15 protein-coding genes are annotated in these 19,547 nt (G+C 57.6%); 9 read left to right on the top strand and 6 right to left on the bottom strand.

All coding sequences use genetic code 11. From position 1 onward, the window contains the following. Positions 1–2: 2 nt before the first annotated feature. Both mprF and ACR0EL_RS02495 read right to left on the bottom strand, forming a co-directional pair. On the bottom strand, positions 3–2,612 hold the full coding sequence (mprF, locus tag ACR0EL_RS02500) for a bifunctional lysylphosphatidylglycerol flippase/synthetase MprF (protein ID WP_480497923.1): 2,610 nt from the start codon (positions 2,610–2,612) through the stop codon (positions 3–5). Positions 2,613–2,702: 90 nt separating this feature from the next. Further along, a complete protein-coding gene (locus ACR0EL_RS02495; protein WP_170530226.1) occupies positions 2,703–3,131 on the bottom strand; it encodes an Lrp/AsnC family transcriptional regulator in 429 nt (142 codons plus the stop codon). Between the two features lie 86 nt (positions 3,132–3,217). Here ACR0EL_RS02495 and rocF point away from each other — a divergent pair, with 86 nt between their 5' ends. Genes rocF through ACR0EL_RS02480 form a run of 3 tightly spaced genes read left to right on the top strand, consistent with a single transcriptional unit; the run spans position 3,218 to position 6,108 of the window. Further along, positions 3,218–4,138, top strand: coding sequence for an arginase (rocF, locus tag ACR0EL_RS02490; protein ID WP_480497920.1), 921 nt, complete (start codon positions 3,218–3,220; stop codon positions 4,136–4,138). Continuing rightward, entirely contained in the window at positions 4,138–5,058 is a 921-nt protein-coding gene (ctlX, locus tag ACR0EL_RS02485; protein WP_480497918.1) for a citrulline utilization hydrolase CtlX, read from the top strand. Before rocF ends, ctlX begins: the two co-directional genes overlap by 1 nt. Positions 5,059–5,067: 9 nt before the next feature. Then, positions 5,068–6,108 (top strand): ornithine cyclodeaminase, encoded by a 1,041-nt coding sequence (locus ACR0EL_RS02480; RefSeq protein WP_480497916.1) that lies wholly within the window; start codon positions 5,068–5,070, stop codon positions 6,106–6,108. 257 nt (positions 6,109–6,365) lie between these two features. On the opposite strand, the gene ACR0EL_RS02475 is transcribed toward ACR0EL_RS02480, so the two are convergent. Genes ACR0EL_RS02475 through ACR0EL_RS02465 form a run of 3 tightly spaced genes read right to left on the bottom strand, consistent with a single transcriptional unit; the run spans position 6,366 to position 9,479 of the window. Continuing rightward, positions 6,366–7,769, bottom strand: coding sequence for a TRAP transporter large permease (locus tag ACR0EL_RS02475; RefSeq protein WP_480497914.1), 1,404 nt, complete (start codon positions 7,767–7,769; stop codon positions 6,366–6,368). A 3-nt stretch (positions 7,770–7,772) separates the two neighbouring features. Further along, complete coding sequence (locus tag ACR0EL_RS02470; RefSeq protein WP_480497912.1) at positions 7,773–8,402, bottom strand: TRAP transporter small permease subunit; 630 nt, start codon at positions 8,400–8,402, stop codon at positions 7,773–7,775. 60 nt (positions 8,403–8,462) lie between these two features. Beyond that, positions 8,463–9,479, bottom strand: coding sequence for a C4-dicarboxylate TRAP transporter substrate-binding protein (locus ACR0EL_RS02465; RefSeq protein WP_353007048.1), 1,017 nt, complete (start codon positions 9,477–9,479; stop codon positions 8,463–8,465). 427 nt (positions 9,480–9,906) lie between these two features. Here ACR0EL_RS02465 and acs point away from each other — a divergent pair, with 427 nt between their 5' ends. From acs to ACR0EL_RS02435, 6 genes are all read left to right on the top strand, one after another. Next, positions 9,907–11,871, top strand: coding sequence for an acetate--CoA ligase (gene acs / locus ACR0EL_RS02460; protein ID WP_480497910.1), 1,965 nt, complete (start codon positions 9,907–9,909; stop codon positions 11,869–11,871). Positions 11,872–12,114: 243 nt separating this feature from the next. Then, positions 12,115–12,399, top strand: coding sequence for a DUF4212 domain-containing protein (locus tag ACR0EL_RS02455; protein ID WP_170530242.1), 285 nt, complete (start codon positions 12,115–12,117; stop codon positions 12,397–12,399). Between the two features lie 7 nt (positions 12,400–12,406). After that, complete coding sequence (locus ACR0EL_RS02450) at positions 12,407–14,191, top strand: sodium:solute symporter family protein (protein ID WP_353007044.1); 1,785 nt, start codon at positions 12,407–12,409, stop codon at positions 14,189–14,191. 109 nt (positions 14,192–14,300) lie between these two features. After that, positions 14,301–16,124, top strand: coding sequence for a putative nucleotidyltransferase substrate binding domain-containing protein (locus ACR0EL_RS02445; protein ID WP_480497908.1), 1,824 nt, complete (start codon positions 14,301–14,303; stop codon positions 16,122–16,124). A gap of 73 nt (positions 16,125–16,197) precedes the next feature. Continuing rightward, positions 16,198–16,716 carry a hypothetical protein gene (locus tag ACR0EL_RS02440; protein WP_480497906.1) on the top strand — a complete coding sequence of 173 codons (519 nt, stop codon included), beginning with the start codon at positions 16,198–16,200 and terminating at the stop codon, positions 16,714–16,716. A gap of 2 nt (positions 16,717–16,718) precedes the next feature. Beyond that, positions 16,719–18,131, top strand: coding sequence for a 3'-5' exonuclease (locus ACR0EL_RS02435; protein ID WP_480497904.1), 1,413 nt, complete (start codon positions 16,719–16,721; stop codon positions 18,129–18,131). A 56-nt stretch (positions 18,132–18,187) separates the two neighbouring features. Here the strand turns inward: ACR0EL_RS02435 and ACR0EL_RS02430 are convergent, their stop codons facing one another. After that, positions 18,188–19,507 (bottom strand): ATP-binding protein, encoded by a 1,320-nt coding sequence (locus ACR0EL_RS02430; protein WP_480497903.1) that lies wholly within the window; start codon positions 19,505–19,507, stop codon positions 18,188–18,190. Between the last annotated feature and the right edge of the window lie 40 nt (positions 19,508–19,547).

Here is a 19,547-nt window from a genome sequence, read left to right as displayed (position 1 = left end):
CCCTACTTGGTCAGTCCGCGCAAACCGCCTGAGATCAGGATGTTCACCTCATAGAGGATGCGTGGAGCAGAGAACCCACCGGGGCTGGCCAGATAATTTGGGCTCCACTCCGGGTCGAACTTTTGTTTGAACGCACGCAGCCCTTCGAAGTGATAAAACTGTTCCCCGTGTTCATACACAAACCCGCCAATCCGGTTCCAGATTGAAGCGAGTTGGCGGTTCTCGATCCCCGAAAACGGCGCCGCGCCAAGTGAAAACCAATGAAAGCCTTGCTCGGAGCCCCAGACCATCATCTCGGCAAACAGCGCATCCATGACAAAGCTGGGGCTGTCGGGCTCGTACCGCATCAGGTCCAGCGAGAGCTCGGATTTATTGCCACCCTGAAACAGATTGGCGAAGGCCTTGATCTGCCCGGTCTCACCGTTTCTCAGCACCGCATGATCGAAATAGGACAGATAGGCGTCATCAAAGCCGCCCAATGCAAACCCCTTTTCAGCCCCCGCCTTCTGCGCTAGCCAATCATCCGAGATTGTCCGAAGTTCCGGCAGCACCGGCGCAAGTTCCTCTTTCGGGATGATCTCAAACACATAGCCTTCCCGCTCGGCCCGGTTCTTTGCCTGCCGGAACCGCTTGCGAGATTTGCCGTCCAACGAGAATTCCTGAAGCGGCACGCGGGCAACCTCACCGATTTTCAGAATCGATAGGCCCAGATCAAGGAAGGTCGGCAAGTATTTGGTCGAAACGCTATAGAAGGCGCACAGCTTGCCCTCTCGATCCGCCATCTCGCGCAGTTGCCAGATCAATTGCTGCCCTGCCTTTTCATCCCCCACTGGCTCGCCCTTGGAAATGATCGCATTTCCAGTGTCCGCGTAGGCAATAAAGGCCGACTCATCCGGTGAAATCAGGAATTGCTTGTCCCCGGTCAGCGAAATCTGGGACTCTGTGTCCTCGCTCTGCATCACCAGCCGTTCCACGACCTCGGGGATATCAACGCGCTCGGGCACCGGAATCTCGCGCCCGAACAACGAGGTGACCGCGACGATGCCCACGATCACGGCCACCACAAGGCTGGAACGTAAGAAGCGTGAGGCATCGCCGTTCCAAGCGAATTCCCACCACAGCGCATTTTGGTATTCGACGTGCGAATAAGCAAAGAGGCCGATCCAGAAAATCACGGCCAACAGAACGACTACACTGATCAGCCACGGGATATTCAGCCGGAAGATCGACGCCCCGCTGACCCGGTAAAACGCCCCGCGGAACAGCGCAAGAACAGCGATTGTACCCAGCATGCTGATGGCTTCTTGAGTATCCAATCCCTTGGCAAGCGATGCGGCAAATCCCGCCGCCATCAGCAACATGGCGACGACCCAAGCGCGGTAGAGTTTGCGGAACAGACCCCTGGAGATCAATAACAGCAAAACGCCGACTGCACTGCCCGCCAGATGCGAGGCTTCGACGAATGACAAGGGCAGCACATCGCGCAAGACGCTGAGGTTTTGCGAGTTCGATGGCAACGCGCCTGAAACCAGCAAAATCACGCCGGCAATCGCTGCTACACCCGCCGCCACCATCGGAACAATCGGGCGGATCGCTCGATAGACCCAGATCGCCGCTCCGCCGATCCGGTGGCGTTGCGTCAGGGCCGAGGCGACGGCGATCGTAAAGCTTGCGATAGCGAAAGGCAGAAACGTGTAGACAACGCGATACAACAGTAGCGCCGCGATCACATCCGACCTGCCCGACGCGCCCAGCCCTGCGATGATAGTAGCCTCGAAGACGCCGATCCCGCCGGGGGCATGGCTTAGGATACCCACCGCAATGGCACCGACATAAATCGCAAAGAAATACGGGAAACCAACACCCAGATCATCGGGCATCAGCACATAGAGCACCATGGATGCGCCAAACACATCGCCCAAGGCTGCAAGAGTCAGCAGGCTGGCCAGTTTCCCACCGGGCAGATCGAATTCGAACCCTGCAAATGAAAACCTACGCCCACCGCTGGACAACCAGACAAAAACCGCCACCAATCCGGCCAGTAAAAACAGGCCAATAGCCGTCTCAACCGTTTCACTGATGGGCAGAACTTTGGATATCCCATCCGGGTGCAACGTCAAAAGCACCCCCAGGATCAAAGTTAGCCCCATCCAGAACGCCACCCAGGACGTGGCGATCACCCCTGCGACCCGTGCCAGATCCAACCCCAGCGAAGCGTAGATACGATACCGGATTGCGGTACCTGTGATGTATGAAAATCCCAGACAGTTCGAAACCGCATAGCCACTGGCCCCGGCCATGCCAGCAACCGGTAATGGTACCTCGCCGTCAGCAACACTTTGGACAGCAAAGACATCGTAGAAGGACAGCGACAAAAAGCTGACAGCCGTCCAGCACAGCGCGATGAAAAACACGGTCCACGGGGTTGCCGCGATATCAGATTGCACATCCGGCCATTTCACATGCGCTGACAGGTCATGCAGTATCGTCAAAGCGACCAGCGTGATCACAACAGGAATGGCAATCCGCACCCACGGCTTTTCCAGAAGGCCTGTTAGCTTTTCAGCCCATTGCAGGGCTTTGGGCTCAACGCCTTGGTCTTGTGCGGTCATGGCTCTGGCCCCTGCCTGTGGATCAGCTTTGGCGGAACTGTGTCACAATTTCCTTCCGGTTCAAAGCGCTAGGGCAACTAAGATGAGGTGTCACAACCGCCCCTTCCGCGTTGACAGCAGCAGGTTGGTTTCGGATCGGGTGATCCCCTCCATCCGTCTGATCTGAAACAGAACTTCATCCAGCTCTACCAGTGTTTCGGTGCCAATCTCAGCAATCAGATCCCAACTGCCATTGGTCGAATGTACGGCACGCACCTGACGCATTGCGCCGATCCGCGCCATGGTTCGTTCAGTGCCACGCCCTTCGATTTCAAGCATCATCAGGCCGCGCACCGGGCTTTGAGCCTCATCCCGCCGGGTCAGCACAGTGAAACCGACAATCTCGCCGGACTGTTTCAGCCGCTGCATCCGACTGCGCACGGTCGTGCGGGTCACGCCCAATGTTTCCGCAAGTTCCGACAGGGATGCGCGCGCATCCCGATGCAAAGCGCTGATCAGGCGCGTATCCAGTTCGTCCATTAGATCTTTCCATTTCGGATTTTCAAAGCCCATTTTGAACAATTTGCGGGCTTCCAGCAAGATATATTGAGCGGCTAAATGAGCCTATGGATAACAAGCAGATTATTTTGGTCGGGGCCCCGATGGATTCGGGAAAACGGCGTCAGGGATGCCGGATGGGCCCCGATGCGCTTCGCGTAGCAGGGCTGGAACAGGCAATTGCCGATCTGGGGCATAAGGTTGCGGACTGGGGCGATGTCGATCCCGATCAGGTTAATCTACCCCAGGATTCGCATCTGTTCTCACTACCCGAATGCATCGGCTGGACTCGCGCCCTGAGCCGAACCGCTGAAAAGGCTGCCTCCGAGGGCACGCCTATCTTTATGGGTGGCGATCACGCGCTGTCGATGGGCACGGTTGCGGGTATGGCCGCGCATGCGCAACAGTTGAGCCGCCCCCTCTTCGTGCTCTGGCTTGATGCGCACAGCGATTTTCATACGCCGCAAAGCACAGACAGCGGCAATCTGCATGGCACGCCAGTGGCCTATTTCACCGGGCAATCGGGGTTCGAGGCCTTCCCCGCGCTTCCAGCAACCATCCCCACAGATCGCGTCGGGATGATTGGGCTGCGCTCGGTCGACCCTGCGGAACGTACCGTTCTGGAACAAAAAAGCGCCATGCTGGCAGATATGCGCAGCATAGACGAACATGGGATCAAAGCCCCGTTGATGGCCTTTCTGGACCGTGTCCGCGCCGAAAACGGTATGCTCCATGTCTCATTGGACGTAGATTTCCTTGACCCTTCCATCGCTCCGGCTGTTGGCACCACTGTTCCTGGCGGTGCGACCGAGCGCGAGGCCCATCTGGCCATGGAGTTGCTGCATGAAAGCGGGCTGGTTTGTTCGCTTGACCTGGTCGAGCTGAACCCGTTTCTCGATGAGCGCGGGCGCACCGCAAAGCTGGTTGTCGATCTGGCTGCCTCCCTGTTGGGGCGCCGGATCTTTGACCGCCCCACCCGGAGCTTCTGATGCTGTCTCTTCAAGCGCCTTCCGCAGTCGTCATGGTCCGCCCGCATGCTTTTACATCCAATCCGGAAACGCGCGATGACAATGCGTTTCAAACACTGGCCAACCGATCGGCCAAAGCCACATCCGCCACGGCACGCGACGAGCATGACAAAGCCGTTGAACAGCTGCGCGCTGCGGGCGTTACCGTGCATGTCTTTGACGACCACGGGGATCTGGACACGCCAGACAGTGTTTTCCCGAACAATTGGTTTTCCACCCACCCCGGAGGCCACGTGGCGATCTACCCGATGTTCGTTCCGTCCCGCAGACGTGAACGGCGCTCGGATGTCATCGAGTTGCTGAAACGCGAATACCGGGTGCAGGATGTCATCGATTATTCGGGGCTTGAGCAAGATGATCTCGCCCTGGAAGGGACCGGGGCGATGGTCCTCGATCACGTTGGCCGCATTGCCTACACGGTGAAATCAAACCGCGCCGACCCGGTTTTACTGGAAAGGTTCTGCACGCATTTCAACTATGAACCCATCGCTTTCGAAGCTCGTGACGCGGCAAATCGCGACGTGTATCATACCAATGTCCTCATGGCGATTGGCACGCAATATGCACTGATCTGTCTGGACATGATCCCTGATGCCGAGCGGCGGGAAACCGTCAAGTCCCGGCTTGAGGAATCCGGACGAACGGTCGTTGATCTGTCTCATCAACAAATCGCTGAGTTCGCCGGAAACGCGATTGAGCTGACCGGTGAAAACGGGTTGGTGCTGGCTCTTTCCAGCCGGGCGTTGGCGGCACTGACGCCTAACCAGATTGCCACGATTGAGGAAAGCGCAACGCTATTGCCTCTTTCGGTTCCAACAATAGAAACTGCCGGTGGATCGGTACGCTGCATGATCGCGGGCATCCACCTGTCCCGCCGATAGGAGCAATAAATGCAGCCGTCAGATAAGGCCCTCGTCCCCTTTGTATCCGTCGACAACATGATGCGGCTGGTTCACCATATCGGGGTCGAGCAGATGATCACCAGGATCGCAGCTCAGATCGAGGCCGATTTTAAACGATGGGAAAGTTTCGACAAAACCCCCCGCATCCCGGCCCATTCTCCACATGGCGTGATCGAGTTGATGCCGACCTCGGATGGCGAAGCTTACGGATTCAAATATGTCAACGGCCACCCGAAGAACACCTCCGAAGGTCTTCAGACTGTCACGGCTTTTGGCCTGCTGGCAGATGTATACACGGGTTACCCGACCCTGCTGACCGAGATGACCATGCTGACGGCCCTGCGTACCGCAGCAACATCAGCCCTTGTCGGCCAGTACCTGGCCCCCAGAAACGCCAAGACCATGGCCATGATCGGCAATGGTGCGCAGTCCGAATTCCAGTGTCTGGCCTTTAAAACCATGTGCGGTATCGAGACCGTTCGTCTTTATGACATTGACCCGAACGCAACCGCCAAATGCGCCGCCAACCTACAGGGCAAAGGCCTGACAGTCGTATCCTGCAAGAGCGCCGAAGACGCCATTGAAGGCGCGCAGATCATCTCGACCTGCACCGCAGACAAGAAGTATGCCACCATCCTGACCGACAACATGGTCGGCCCCGGCGTGCACATAAACGCCATTGGCGGCGATTGCCCGGGCAAAACCGAGTTGCACCGCGATATTTTATTACGCTCTGAAATCTTCGTGGAATACCCCGAGCAGACAAGGATCGAAGGTGAGATTCAAGCGCTTGAAGGCGATCATCATGTGACTGAGATGTGGCAGGTAATGACGGGACAAGCCGAGGGGCGCAAAGATGATCGGCAGATTACCCTATTCGATAGCGTCGGCTTCGCCATCGAAGATTTCTCGGCCCTGCGGGTCATCAAGAACTTGGTCGCCGAAACAGAGTTTTTTGAGCCACTCGATATGCTGGCGGATCCGGACGATCCGCGTGATCTGTTTGGCATGTTGATGCGGGCGCAGTGACACCCGCGTCGTTCGTTTACCAAGCCGCGAAAGAGGGGGCTCTGCCCCCGCCGCCCTTTGGGCGTCTCCCCCGGGATATTTTTGGCCAGATGAAGTAATGGATCATTAACCAAATCCACCGAATAAAGAGAGGCGGTACAGGCAGGGATGCCGATGACCGCGCCAGGTGAAGCTCTCTGGGCGGAAGTTCAGAGAGTGGATCCCTGCTTCATCTGGCTATAAATATCCCGGAGCGCGAGGCAGAGCCTCGCTAAACTCTACCCCGCCAAGGATGGCAGGAAGAGAACAATGCTCGGGAAGGCCACAAGCAGCGCAATTGTCAATGCATCGGCGATGAAAAACGGTGTCACACCTTTAAATACATCCTGAACACTCAGATCAGGCCGCACGCCGGCGACAACGAAACAGTTCAAGCCAATGGGCGGCGTGATCAGACAGAACTCGGCCATTTTGACGACCAGAATACCGAACCAGATTGCACACATCGGACCGGACATGCCAAAGGCGCTGTCAGCCGCGCTGACGGTTTCACCGCCGTTCAAGGCCATCACCGCCGGGTAGACAACCGGAAGGGTCAACAAGAGCATCCCAATGGCATCCATGAACATGCCCAACACCGCATAGGCCAACAGAATGCAGATCAGGATCAGCATCGGGGACATCTCAAGGGACGTAATCCAGTCCGAGAATGCGCCCGGCAAATCTGCGAAGCCCAGAAAGCGCACATAGATCAAGACGCCCCAGATGATCGAAAAGATCATCGCTGTGAGTTTGGCGGTTTCTAGCAGGGCGGATTTGAACTCGGGCCAGCGCATGCCGTGAAACAGGGCAAAACAGAAGACGATGAAAGCCCCTATTGCGCCGCCTTCGGTCGGGGTGCCCCAGGCTTTGTCACCAAACGGGTTGTAGACGAAGCAAATGATGATCAGGATCACGGCCACGATCGGAATGGCACCTGGCAGTGCTGCGAAGCGTTGTTTCCAACTGAAGCCTGTCACCGGAGGACCCACCGATTTGAACACGACCGCGATGCCGACGATCAATAGGCCATAAACAAGCGCTGAGAACGCTCCGGGTATGAACCCCGCCAGAAGCAACTTACCGACGTCTTGTTCGACTATGATGGCGTAGATCACGAGGATCGCTGAGGGTGGGATAAGTGAGGCCAAGGTACCGCCTGCTGCGACGACCCCGGCGGCAAAGCGTTTGTTGTAGCCGACGCTCAGCATCTCTGGGATTGCAATGCGCGCGAACACGGCAGATGTAGCAACCGAGGCACCGGAGACTGCGGCGAAGCCAGCGGTGGCGAAAATGGTCGAAACCGCCAACCCGCCGGGCACCCAGGCAATCCAGCGTTTGGCGGCTTCAAAGAGCGCTCGCGTCAGACCGGCGTAATAAGCCAAATAGCCGATCAGGATGAACGTCGGAATCAAGCTGAGCGTATGGGCCGCCACTTTGGAATGTGGCACCTGACCGGCTGTTTTCACGGCCACTGTAACGGCTTTGCCAAAACGGTCCGGATCGTAGCCGAACTTGGCCCAAAAAATCCAAATCAGCCCGATTAACCCGGCCAGACCCGCAGCAAAGGCCACGCGCATCCCGGTTACAACAAGAAGCAGCAGGCCTCCGGTGACCCAAAGGCCAATCTCAATCGTATCCATGCGCTAGTCCTGCCCTTCGAACTGTTCCGCCTCGGCAGCGGCTTGGGCGGCAGCGTCCTGGATCAATGGAACGGCAACCGGCGTCTCAAGACCCAGCACCAAGGCGCGCCCGTATCCCCAAACCTGCAGAACCAGCCGCATGCACAACACCGAGAATGCGACTGGCGCCAGCAGTTTTGCAGGCCAAAGCGGTATACCAATGTCGATTGAACTGTCGCGGCTCCACAGTGGAGCGCCGAAATCGAAGGACCGGTCGAAATGTGACCAGCTGCCCCAGACCAGGGCCAGCATCAGGAGAAGGATCAGAAGGACCGAAACAAGTTCAAACAGCCACAGGGCCCGCCCCTGCAGGCGAGAGATCACGATGTCCATGCGGATATGCCCGCCATCTCTCTGCACATATGAAATGCCCAGAAAGGCAATCAGCGGCATCGCCTGTTCGATCCAATCCACATAGCCAGGCAGTGGCGCGTTAAAGGCGTTCCTGCCACTAACCGAAACAACGGCCAGAACCATCAGGCTGAACACGGCCAGCCCGCTGATCAGCGCCAAGAATTTTTCAAGCGTCAGCAAGCGCTGATCCAGCTGGCTGAGGCGGCTGCCATCTTCCAGCACCGTGGCTTGACCTGCCATTTAGGCGATCCTTTGTATCAGGGCAGTCCGGGCACTCGGTAAGAGTGCCCGGAGATAAGATCAGTTCCCGCCGCGCTGTTGCTGCAACGTAGCTTGAACAAGATCATAAAGCTCTTGCGCCGGAAGGCCCTGCGCAGACATATCCGCGATCCACTGTTCGCGGATCGGGTCAGCCGCCTTTGTGCGGAACTCTTCGATGACTGCGTCGTCGATCATCACTTTCTGAACGCCTTTTTCGGACAGAACGCTATCCCATTGCTCGAGCAGACCACCGTAATTCGCCAGATAATGCGCAATTGCTTCGTCAATCGAGCTGTCGAGCGCTTCGCGATGCTCTGGCGACAATGCCTCATAGGCGTCGATGTTCACAACAACTGGGCAATTCACAGTGCCGGGGTTCAGGTTTGCCGTCCACCAATCTGCCTCATTGATTGTACCAAAGGACAGATGCGCGTGCTGAGCGAAGGCCACGGTGTCAACAACACCGGATTCCATCGCGTTGTAAGCTTCGGTTGCGGGAACTGATGTCGGAACTCCACCCACGGCCTCGAATGCCTGACCAAGACCGCCGGTTGCACGGACGCGCATGCCTTCGAAATCAGCCAGCTGATCGCGAGGATCGCCGGTGCCCACAAGATTGTATTGCGGCATAGGCGAGGTCATCAGGATGCGCGCATTCCACTGCGCCATTTCATCAGCCACAGCCGGATGGTCATAAACCGCATGGCTGACAGCAACTTCTTCTTCCAGATTGTTCACGCCCAGGAAAGGCAATTCCAGCACGGTGATCGCGCGGTTCTTGTCACGGTGATAACCTGCGCAGAACTGCGCGACTTCAAAAGCGCCGATCTCGATCCCGTCCAGGTTTTCGCGCGGCTTGGACAGGCCACCATAGCTGACATTGATCGTGAATTCGCCACCGGTTTTTTCGTTCACCAGTTCGGATAGCTTTTCAACATGCTCGGTAAAGGCGCGCCGCTTGCCCCAGACCGAGGCATTCCACTCTGTTGCAGCCGCCTCGGTCACAAAGGCAATCCCAAGGGCGGCGACAGCGGCACCGCTCAAATACTTTTTCATTCTGATGTCTCCCTTATGTGCGCCTCTTCCCGAAGCGCTTGGCGAAAAGTTAGCGCCAACCCCCGCATCTGCCAACCCCGCAGACGCGGCAACGGATACCTGAAGCTCTGGACTCGGCTGTGTTTCACGCTTGGGTTTACTCTGACTCTGAGACCAAGCGGCGACTAGAGCTGTTTCAAACGCAGCGATCTGTGTTACAGCCTTCCTTTTGATTTTATATAATTATTTTAGGCGTCCAGGGCCATTTTTACAAATACACTCCAAGCTAAGAAATTTTTTGACAAACAAATGCAGGGATTACGGCAATTTATTTATTTATTTTCAGAACGCAGCAATACTGCGCTCGGGGAGGAATGGGATCGACATTACCCGTTCAGCGGGCAAAGAAGATCCAGAACTATCCAGTCCAGAGGGAGGAGCCTCAAAAATGACTACCGCTGCCCAGGCAGATGCCAAGACATATGCGCCATCAGCAGATACCGTCGCCCGCGCGCATGTTGATGCCGCTAAGTATGACGCGATGTATGCAGCTTCGATCAGTGACCCCGACGCTTTTTGGGCCGAGCAAGGCAAACGCGTCGACTGGATCAAACCCTTCTCTCAGGTCAAAGACGTCAACTACGATTTCGGCTCGGTCAAGATCAACTGGTTCGCAGATGGTACGCTGAACGTTTCCGCCAATTGCTTGGACCGCCATCTTGAGACACGCGGAGATCAGACAGCGATCATTTGGGAACCCGACGATCCAAATGATCCCGCTCAGCACATCACCTATGCTGAGTTGCACCGCCGCACTTGCCGGATGGCTAACGTTCTGGAAACACTGGGTGTGCGCAAAGGTGACCGGGTTGTGATCTATCTGCCGATGATCCCCGAGGCAGCCTATGCGATGCTGGCCTGCGCACGGATCGGCGCCATCCATTCTATTGTTTTCGCAGGTTTTTCACCAGACGCCTTGGCTGCGCGCGTCAATGGGTGTGACGCCAAGGTCGTCATCACAGCAGACGAAGCCCCGCGCGGGGGCCGTAAGACGCCACTGAAATCCAACGCCGATGCGGCCCTGCTGCACTGCAAGGACACAGTGAAATGCCTTGTTGTCAAACGCACAGGCGGTCAGACCACTTGGATTGACGGTCGCGACTGCGACTACAACGAAATGGCGCTGGAAGCGGATGACTATTGCGCACCTGCTGAGATGAGCGCCGAGGATCCGCTGTTCATCCTCTACACCTCTGGCTCAACAGGTCAGCCCAAAGGCGTTGTTCATACGACCGGGGGCTATCTGGTTTACGCGGCCATGACGCATGAGATCACCTTCGACTACCACGATGGCGATATCTACTGGTGCACCGCAGATGTGGGCTGGGTGACCGGCCACAGCTATATCGTCTATGGACCGCTGGCCAATGGGGCGACCACGCTGATGTTCGAAGGCGTGCCAACCTATCCGGACGCCAGCCGCTTCTGGCAGGTCTGCGAAAAGCACAAGGTCAATCAGTTCTATACGGCCCCAACCGCGATCCGTGCGTTGATGGGCCAGGGCACAGAGTTCGTCGAGAAATGCGACCTCAGTGATATGCGTACATTGGGGACCGTCGGTGAACCGATCAATCCGGAAGCCTGGAACTGGTACAATGAGGTTGTCGGCAAGGGCAAATGCCCCATTGTGGATACATGGTGGCAGACCGAAACCGGTGGTCATCTGATGACCCCCCTGCCCGGCGCACATGCGATGAAGCCAGGTTCGGCCATGAAACCCTTCTTTGGCATTCAGCCCGTGGTTCTGGACCCGCAATCCGGGGTAGAGATCGAGGGCAACGGCGTCGAAGGCGTTCTGTGTATCAAAGACAGCTGGCCCGGCCAGATGCGCACCGTTTGGGGAGATCATGAACGGTTCGAAAAGACCTACTTCTCGGACTACAAGGGCTACTACTTCACCGGTGACGGATGCCGCCGGGATGAGGATGGTGACTACTGGATCACCGGTCGCGTTGACGACGTGATCAACGTCTCGGGCCACCGCATGGGCACCGCCGAAGTCGAAAGCGCGTTGGTGGCTCATGCCGCCGTGGCTGAGGCCGCCGTAGTGGGTTATCCCCATGAAATCAAAGGGCAAGGTATCTATTGCTACGTCACTTTGATGAATGATCGTGAGCCTTCAGATGAGCTGTTGAAAGAGCTGCGCACTTGGGTTCGGACCGAGATCGGACCGATTGCCAGCCCGGATGTCATTCAGTGGGCCCCCGGCCTGCCAAAGACCCGTTCGGGAAAGATCATGCGCCGCATCCTGCGCAAGATCGCGGAAAACGACTTTGGCAGCCTGGGCGACACTTCAACCCTCGCAGACCCGTCAGTGGTTGAAGACCTGATCGAAAACAGGGCCAACACTTAGGCCCTGGTCTAAGACGACCTCATCGCCCGCGCTGGAGGACCTAGCGGGCGATGAGACACACGAATGGGAGGAGATAGGCCGCAAGGCTTTGATCCTGAAACCGAATACTTCGATTGAACCGCCTTGGCGGAACAGCGGAGTTTTGCCGGACGTCACGGAGCGTTTGGCACAACCAAGAAGCGGCGCATCGCACTGGAGGAGTTGTGCAGCGTCGCCCAAGAGGGAAGCGAAGGAGGACACCGCATGGCGGATCATTCATCAAACTCCGCGCAGGCTGCCGATGCCGATAAGGGCTATTGGCAGGCCAACCTGCGCCTCATCTACATCAGCCTCGTCATCTGGGCGCTGGTGTCGTTTGGATTCGGCATCCTGCTGCGTCCGCTTCTGTCGGGGATCGCCATCGGCGGCACCGATCTGGGCTTTTGGTTCGCTCAGCAAGGATCAATCCTGGTCTTTCTGGTGCTGATCTTCAACTACGCCTGGCGCATGAACAAGCTGGACGCAGAATACGGCGTGGACGAGGAGTAAGCGAACCATGGATCAGTTTACCATCAACCTGCTGTTTGTTGGCGCATCCTTCGCGCTCTACATCGGCATCGCGATCTGGGCCCGCGCTGGGTCCACATCTGAGTTCTACGCGGCCGGTCGCGGCGTTCACCCGGTCACCAACGGTATGGCGACAGCGGCGGACTGGATGTCTGCGGCCTCGTTCATCTCGATGGCGGGCCTCATCGCCTTCACCGGCTATGACAACTCGACCTTCCTTATGGGTTGGACCGGTGGCTACGTGCTGCTGGCTCTGCTGCTTGCGCCCTACCTGCGTAAGTTCGGCAAGTACACCGTCTCGGAATTCATTGGCGACCGTTTCTACAGCCAGACTGCACGTGTTGTTGCGGTTGTCTGTCTGATCGTTGCGTCGGTGACTTATGTGATCGGTCAGATGACCGGCGTGGGCGTGGCCTTTGGTCGCTTCCTTGAGGTCGACAACACCACAGGCTTGCTGATCGGTGCCGCAGTTGTGTTTGCATACGCGGTGTTTGGTGGGATGAAGGGCGTGACCTACACTCAGGTCGCTCAGTACTGCGTGCTGATCACCGCCTACACCATCCCGGCCATCTTCATCTCGTTGCAACTGACAGGCACGCCGATCCCGGCACTGGGTCTGTTCGGCGATACCGCAAGTGGTGAGCCGCTGCTGACCAAGCTGGACGCGATCGTGACCGAGCTGGGCTTTGCTGAATACACAGCTCACCATTCGAACACGTTGAACATGGTTCTGTTCACGCTGTCGCTGATGATCGGTACCGCCGGTCTGCCGCACGTGATCATGCGCTTCTTCACCGTTCCCAAAGTGTCTGACGCACGTTGGTCCGCTGGCTGGACGCTGGTATTCATCGCCCTGCTGTATCTGACCGCCCCTGCGGTTGGTGCCATGGCGCGTCTGAACATCAGTGACATGATGTGGCCCAATGGCGGCATCGAAGGCGGAGCCGTATCGGTCGAACAGATCGACAATGACCCGCAGTACGACTGGATGGCCACATGGCAGAAAACCGGTCTGCTGGACTGGGAAGACAAGAACGGCGACGGCAAAATCCAGTACTACAACGACAAATCCGAAGCGATGCAGGCCATTGCGGAAGAAAAAGGCTGGGTTGGTAACGAGCTGACCAAGTTTAACCGCGACATCCTGGTTCTGGCGAACCCGGAAATTGCCAACCTGCCAGGTTGGGTTGTGGGTCTGGTTGCTGCCGGTGGTCTGGCTGCCGCCCTGTCCACGGCTGCGGGTCTGTTGCTCGCAATCTCGTCAGCGGTGTCCCACGACCTTGTCAAAGGGGCTATCAACCCGTCGATCTCTGAAAAGGGTGAGCTTCTGGCGGCGCGGATTGCAATGGCTGTGGCCATCGTGGTCGCAACTTGGCTGGGTCTGAACCCACCGGGCTTTGCGGCGCAAACCGTGGCCTTGGCGTTTGGTCTGGCGGCAGCCTCGATCTTCCCGGCGCTGATGATGGGGATCTTCTCGACCCGCATCAACAACACCGGCGCGGTCGCTGGCATGATGGCTGGTCTGGTCGTGACCCTGGTCTACATCTTCCTGCACAAGGGCTGGCTGTTCATTCCGGGCACCAACTCGTTCACCGATGCTGACCCGCTGCTGGGTCCGATCAAGTCGACCTCGTTCGGCGCCATCGGTGCAATGATCAACTTCGGCGTTGCTTACGTCGTTGCCGGCATGACCAAAGAGACTCCGCAGGAGATCAAAGATCTGGTCGAAAGCGTTCGCATTCCCCGTGGTGCTGGCGCAGCTCAGAATAAATGAGCATGATGCGGCGCATGGATAGATTCTATGTGCCGCGTCTTTCGACTTACTGTTCCCGCCCGGCATTCCACCGGGCGGGATTTTTGCTTGGAGATCATCGAGCGTTCTGATGCCCCTGTCCCAATCGCAGATCACCCGGTTTCTGAAATCCGTTCATCCCTATGATGCGTTGCCCGAGGACGTGCTGGAAGATATCGCGCGCCGGGCTGACATTCAGGATGTGGACGCGGATGCGCAGCTTTATGATCTGGGGCACACCCTGCCCGGCGTGTTTCTAATCTACGAAGGGCTGGTCGAGATCACGGATGAAAACGGCGCTGTTGTCTCGCAACTGGGATTGCGCAATTCCTTCGGCGAACGGGGCCTGCAACGTAATGGCAAAGCCGCGACACGTGCAACCGCGCAACGCGCATCTATCCTGATCATCCTGCCGCCCGATCTGGTGCAGGATCTGGTGAACTCGCATGAGATCGTATCCCGGTTTTTCAACCGAACCCGTGGGGATCGTTCCAGCCCGCAGAGCCTGGCCACCAGTGCCATCGACGTTCTGATGGCCCGTGATCCAGCGACCTGCCTACCCGATACCCCCGTCCCCGAGGCCGCGCGCCTTATGCGCGACAAGAAGATTTCCTCCCTTTGCGTGACAAATGCCGACGCGTTGTTAGGGATCGCAACCCTGCGCGATATCTCAAGCAAATACGTGGCGGATTCACTGCCCCCGGATACGGCAATATCGGAGATCATGACCTCAAACCCCATTACGCTTTCGCCCACCGATATCGGGTCTGATGTGCTGCACATCATGATGGAGCGTGGGATCGGTCATATCCCCATTTGCAAGGCCGGTCAGCTGGTCGGGATTGTGACTCAAACCGACCTGACCCATTATCAAGCGGTAAACTCGGCAGAGTTGGTGCGCAGAATTGCCCATGCCGATTCACCCGCCGAAATGGCAACCGTTACGGCGGAGATACCGCAACTTCTGGTCCAGCTTGTGGCCGCGGGGAACCGGCACGAGATCGTGACCCGCCTGATCACCGATATCGCTGATACCGCCACGCGGCGATTGCTCGCGCTGGCCGAGGAGACACTGGGGCCACCGCCTGTTCCCTATCTGTGGCTGGCCTGTGGCTCGCAAGGGCGGCAAGAACAGACAGGTGTGTCGGATCAGGACAATTGCCTGATGCTGGACGACAGCGTTACCGACGCCGATATGCTTTACTTTCAATCCCTGGCCAAATTCGTCTCGGACGGGCTGGATGTCTGCGGATATTTCTATTGCCCCGGCGATATGATGGCGACCAATCCACGCTGGTGTCAGCCTCTACGGGTCTGGCGCGAGTATTTCAGCGGCTGGATCGCTAAACCCAACCCCGAGGCACAGATGCTGGCCTCGGTCATGTTTGACCTGCGCCCCATCGGCGGCACGTTTGAACTGTTTGCCGATCTTCAGGCGAACACGCTGAAAGCGGCCAGTTCGAATTCAATCTTTGTGGCCCATATGATTGCAAACTCGCTGAAGCATACCCCACCGTTGGGGCTGTTTCGCGGGTTTGCCACTGTTCGGTCAGGAGAACATCGCAACACATTGGACCTAAAGCATAATGGCGTGGTGCCTGTGGTTGATCTGGGCCGCATCTACGCCCTACAGGGGCAGTTGACCGAAGCCAATACCCGCGCGCGACTGAAAGCGGCTGAGGCGGCAGGCGTGCTCAGCCCCTCGGGTGCACGGGACCTGCTGGATGCCTATGACCTGATCGCTGAAACCCGTCTGGAACATCAGGTTCGAAGGGTCAAATCAGGCGCGGGCCCGGACAATTACCTGCCTCCCTCGGACCTATCGGATTTCGAACGCAGCCACCTGCGCGACGCCTTTGTCGTGATTAAGACAATGCAATCTGCGGTTGGTCATGGCAAAGGGATGCTGGGTTAGGAACTGCTAACGCTCTGATAGAGCAAATGAATTAAAGAAAGGGCCGTCTGCGCCCTGAAAGTGGAGGAAACAGATGTTTCTGGAATTGATCGGCACCATATTTGCAGGCTTCGCCTTTGCCGGGGTCGTGATGGTGCTGAACAAAGTCACCGGTGGTTTACTTCCTCGTTGGGCAACTCCTGTTGCCGCAGGTTTGGGTATGATCGGAATGACCATAGCCAGCGAGTATTCTTGGTACGACCGCACCCGCGACACGCTGCCTGAGAGTCTGACCGTGATACAAGAGGTTGAAAGCCGTGCAATCTATCGCCCATGGACCTATGCGGTGCCCTTTGTCGATCGCTTTGCCGCCATCGATACCGTCTCGCTGCGGACCAATGATCAGGTGCCGGATCAGCGTCTGATCGACCTTTATTTCTTTGGCCGCTGGGCGCCGCGTTCGATGGTCCCTATTGCGGTTGACTGCGCCCAGAACCGACGCGCCAATCTGGCTGACGGAGCCGAGTTTGGGGCTGATGGACAACTGGTAAATGCCGATTGGTTCACAGCCGGAAGCAGTGATCCAATCATTGAGGCCACCTGCGGAGTGTAATCATGCTGACCCGCCTCAGCCTTCGACTTAGGATTTTCCTGTTCTTCTGTTTGCTCGCCCTGGGTGGGCTATTGGTGACGGCTTTGGCTTTGGGGCTCAGCTATACCCGTGCAGGCCAGCCGGAACTTCTGGATGCATTCATTTTCTCTGGACTTCTGATCGGGTTTGGCCTGCTGGCGCTGGTCGCAGGGATTTGGCTGCTGTTTGACGACAATATCGCAAAACCGATCGAGCGCATTTCGGCACAGCTTCGCGCCCGTGCCCATGCTGGCGTCAGTACGGACATGGATATACAGGCAGCGCGCTACCTTGGCGACCTGGCCCCCGCAGCCGCGGGGCTTGCCGATCAACTATCGGACAAGACGTTAAATATAGCCGAGGCTGTGGCGACTGAAACGGCTGCTTTGGCCGCGGAAAAAGAACGCCTGACCGCTTTGCTCACCGAAATTCCAGTGGCCATGTTGCTGGCAAGTCCGACGCACAAAATCGTTCTTTACGATGCGCAGGCGGCTGAGGTTCTGGCCCAGATTGCGCATCCGCGCCTGAATGCTTCCCTGTTTGAGTATCTCAAGTCAGACTCGTTGGAGGCCGCGTATAAGCGCCTGATGAAAACAGGGCTGGATGTGGATTGCACCTTGCACAGCGTCGACGACAAGCAAAGTTATCAGGCGCGGATCAAACCCTTGGGTGATGCACCGGGATATATGCTGATCTTCGACGATAGCGCGGCCCGCATCGCCCCGGATTCGGCACGCCCGTTGGTCTATGATTTCGACCTGCTGACAAGCGCGGCTGAGGAAGCGCTTGAAACCCGGAACCTGTCGGATTTGTGCTTTGTGGTGTTCGATACGGAAACAACCGGCCTGCTACCCCACAAGGATGAGATCGTTCAAATCGGCGCGGTGCGCGTCATCAAGGGCCGAATCGTTGCAGGGGAACAGCTGGATATGCTGGTCGACCCAGGCATTCCCATCCCTGCGGCTTCGACCAAGGTGCACAAGGTCAGCGACCACATGGTTCAGGGCGCGCCAGATATTGGTCAGGCGGGGCGGGTGTTCCATCAATTCGCTCAGGATGCGGTGATCGTCGCCCATAACGCGCCGTTTGACATGGCTTTCCTGCGCCGTCATGCGCAGCGTATGGGCGTTGAATGGAACCACCCCATTCTCGATACCGTCCTGATATCCGCAGTCCTGTTTGGCGCCAGCGAGACGCACACGCTGGACGCCCTATGCGAGAGGTTGGACATCACCATCCCCGAAGCTCTGCGCCATACGGCACTGGGGGATGCGGTGGCGACGGCGGATGCACTGGTCAAGATGCTGCCGATGCTTGAGGCCCGCGGTATGACCACCTTCGGCGCGGTGATTTCAGAGACCCGCAAACATGGACGACTGCTGGAAGATTTGAACTGAGTTCGAGGCAGCGCTTTAAAACTCGGTTCTTGGGCGCGTGTATCGCTTTCAGAACCCTACCGTCCGATTATGATATCAGCGCACAAACCGCCCAATCGCTCACTTTGAGCCAGCCGCAGAACCCCACCATGCGCCCGTGCCACATCCGCGACAATTGCCAAACCCAGCCCGACGCCGCTGCCTTGATTCTGGTTTCGGGCCGGATCAAGGCGAGAGAACGGCTTTACCGCCTCGGTACGCCGATCCGCCGGAATGCCCGGCCCGTCGTCTTCGACCCGAATTCGCAAGGATTTTGGGGTGATAGACAGGCTCACATCCGCACGGCTTCCATAGCGCACCGCGTTGCTGATCAGGTTCTCAACCGCTCGCCTTAAGGCCATCGGGCGCAGCATGACGGTGCCCTGCCCGTCCACTTCGACCAATGCGGCCGCGTGGCCCGCTCGCTTGGCATCTTCAACGATCTGATGCACCAGGATTTCGATGTCGACCTCTTCCGGCGCGCCTTCGGCTGCCCCGCGCGAGAAATCCAGAAAGGCATCCAACAGAGACTGCATCTCGGTCACGTCCTGCTGCATAGGTGCGGCCTCGTCCTCGGGCAGCATCGACAGGCCCAGCTTCAGCCGGGTCAATGGCGTTCGCAGGTCGTGACTGACACCGGACAGCATCATCGTCCGTTGTTCGATCTGCCTTTCGATCCGGGCGCGCATGTCCAGAAAGGCATTGCCTGCTGCGCGCACCTCAATCGCTCCGCCGGGTGTGTAGTCGACCACCCGCCCCCGCCCAAAGGCCTCGGCGGCTTTGGACAGGCGCGTGATCGGGCGCAGCTGATTGCGCATATATAGAAACGATATCGAAGTCATGACGATGGCGAAAAACACCATTGTCACGATCAACTGATGCGGTGCCGTGGGCGCAAGCCGCCTGCGGTCAAACACAAGCTCCAGTGTGCCCAATGGTGTGTCCATGTAGAGCCGCGCGTCCGGTCCATTGGGCAAAGCCACCGCCTCAAGATCAGGCAGCAGTGCATGTAAATCCGCCTCAATCTGCGGAGCGATGAAATCGTACCAGCGCCCGGTGCCGATATCCGGCGCTTCGTTGAGATCAAGGAACCGAACGCTCATCTCAAGTGCGGCCAGATCGGGGCGCACAGCAGCCAGCGCCTGTTGCTGAGTCTCAACGCCCTCCATCGCGCCGGTTATCAGATTGACCTCACGCGCGGCGGTGCGGACCATTTGAGCGGTTACGTCTTCGAGATGTCGCTGCAGAAACGCATTTCCAACGACCAGCAGCAGGACGATCACCGGCAAAACCAGAATCAACGCCGCCCGGGCGTAAAGGCTGCGTGGCAGATAAGGTTTGAGCCATTGCGAAGACATGCGCTAAACCTAGCGGGCTGCCCGGGCAAGAGGAAGAGGA

The organism is Ruegeria sp. AH12, from assembly GCF_056541465.1.
Note: the sequence above shows the minus strand (reverse complement) of the source record. Positions and strands in the feature narration are given on the sequence as shown.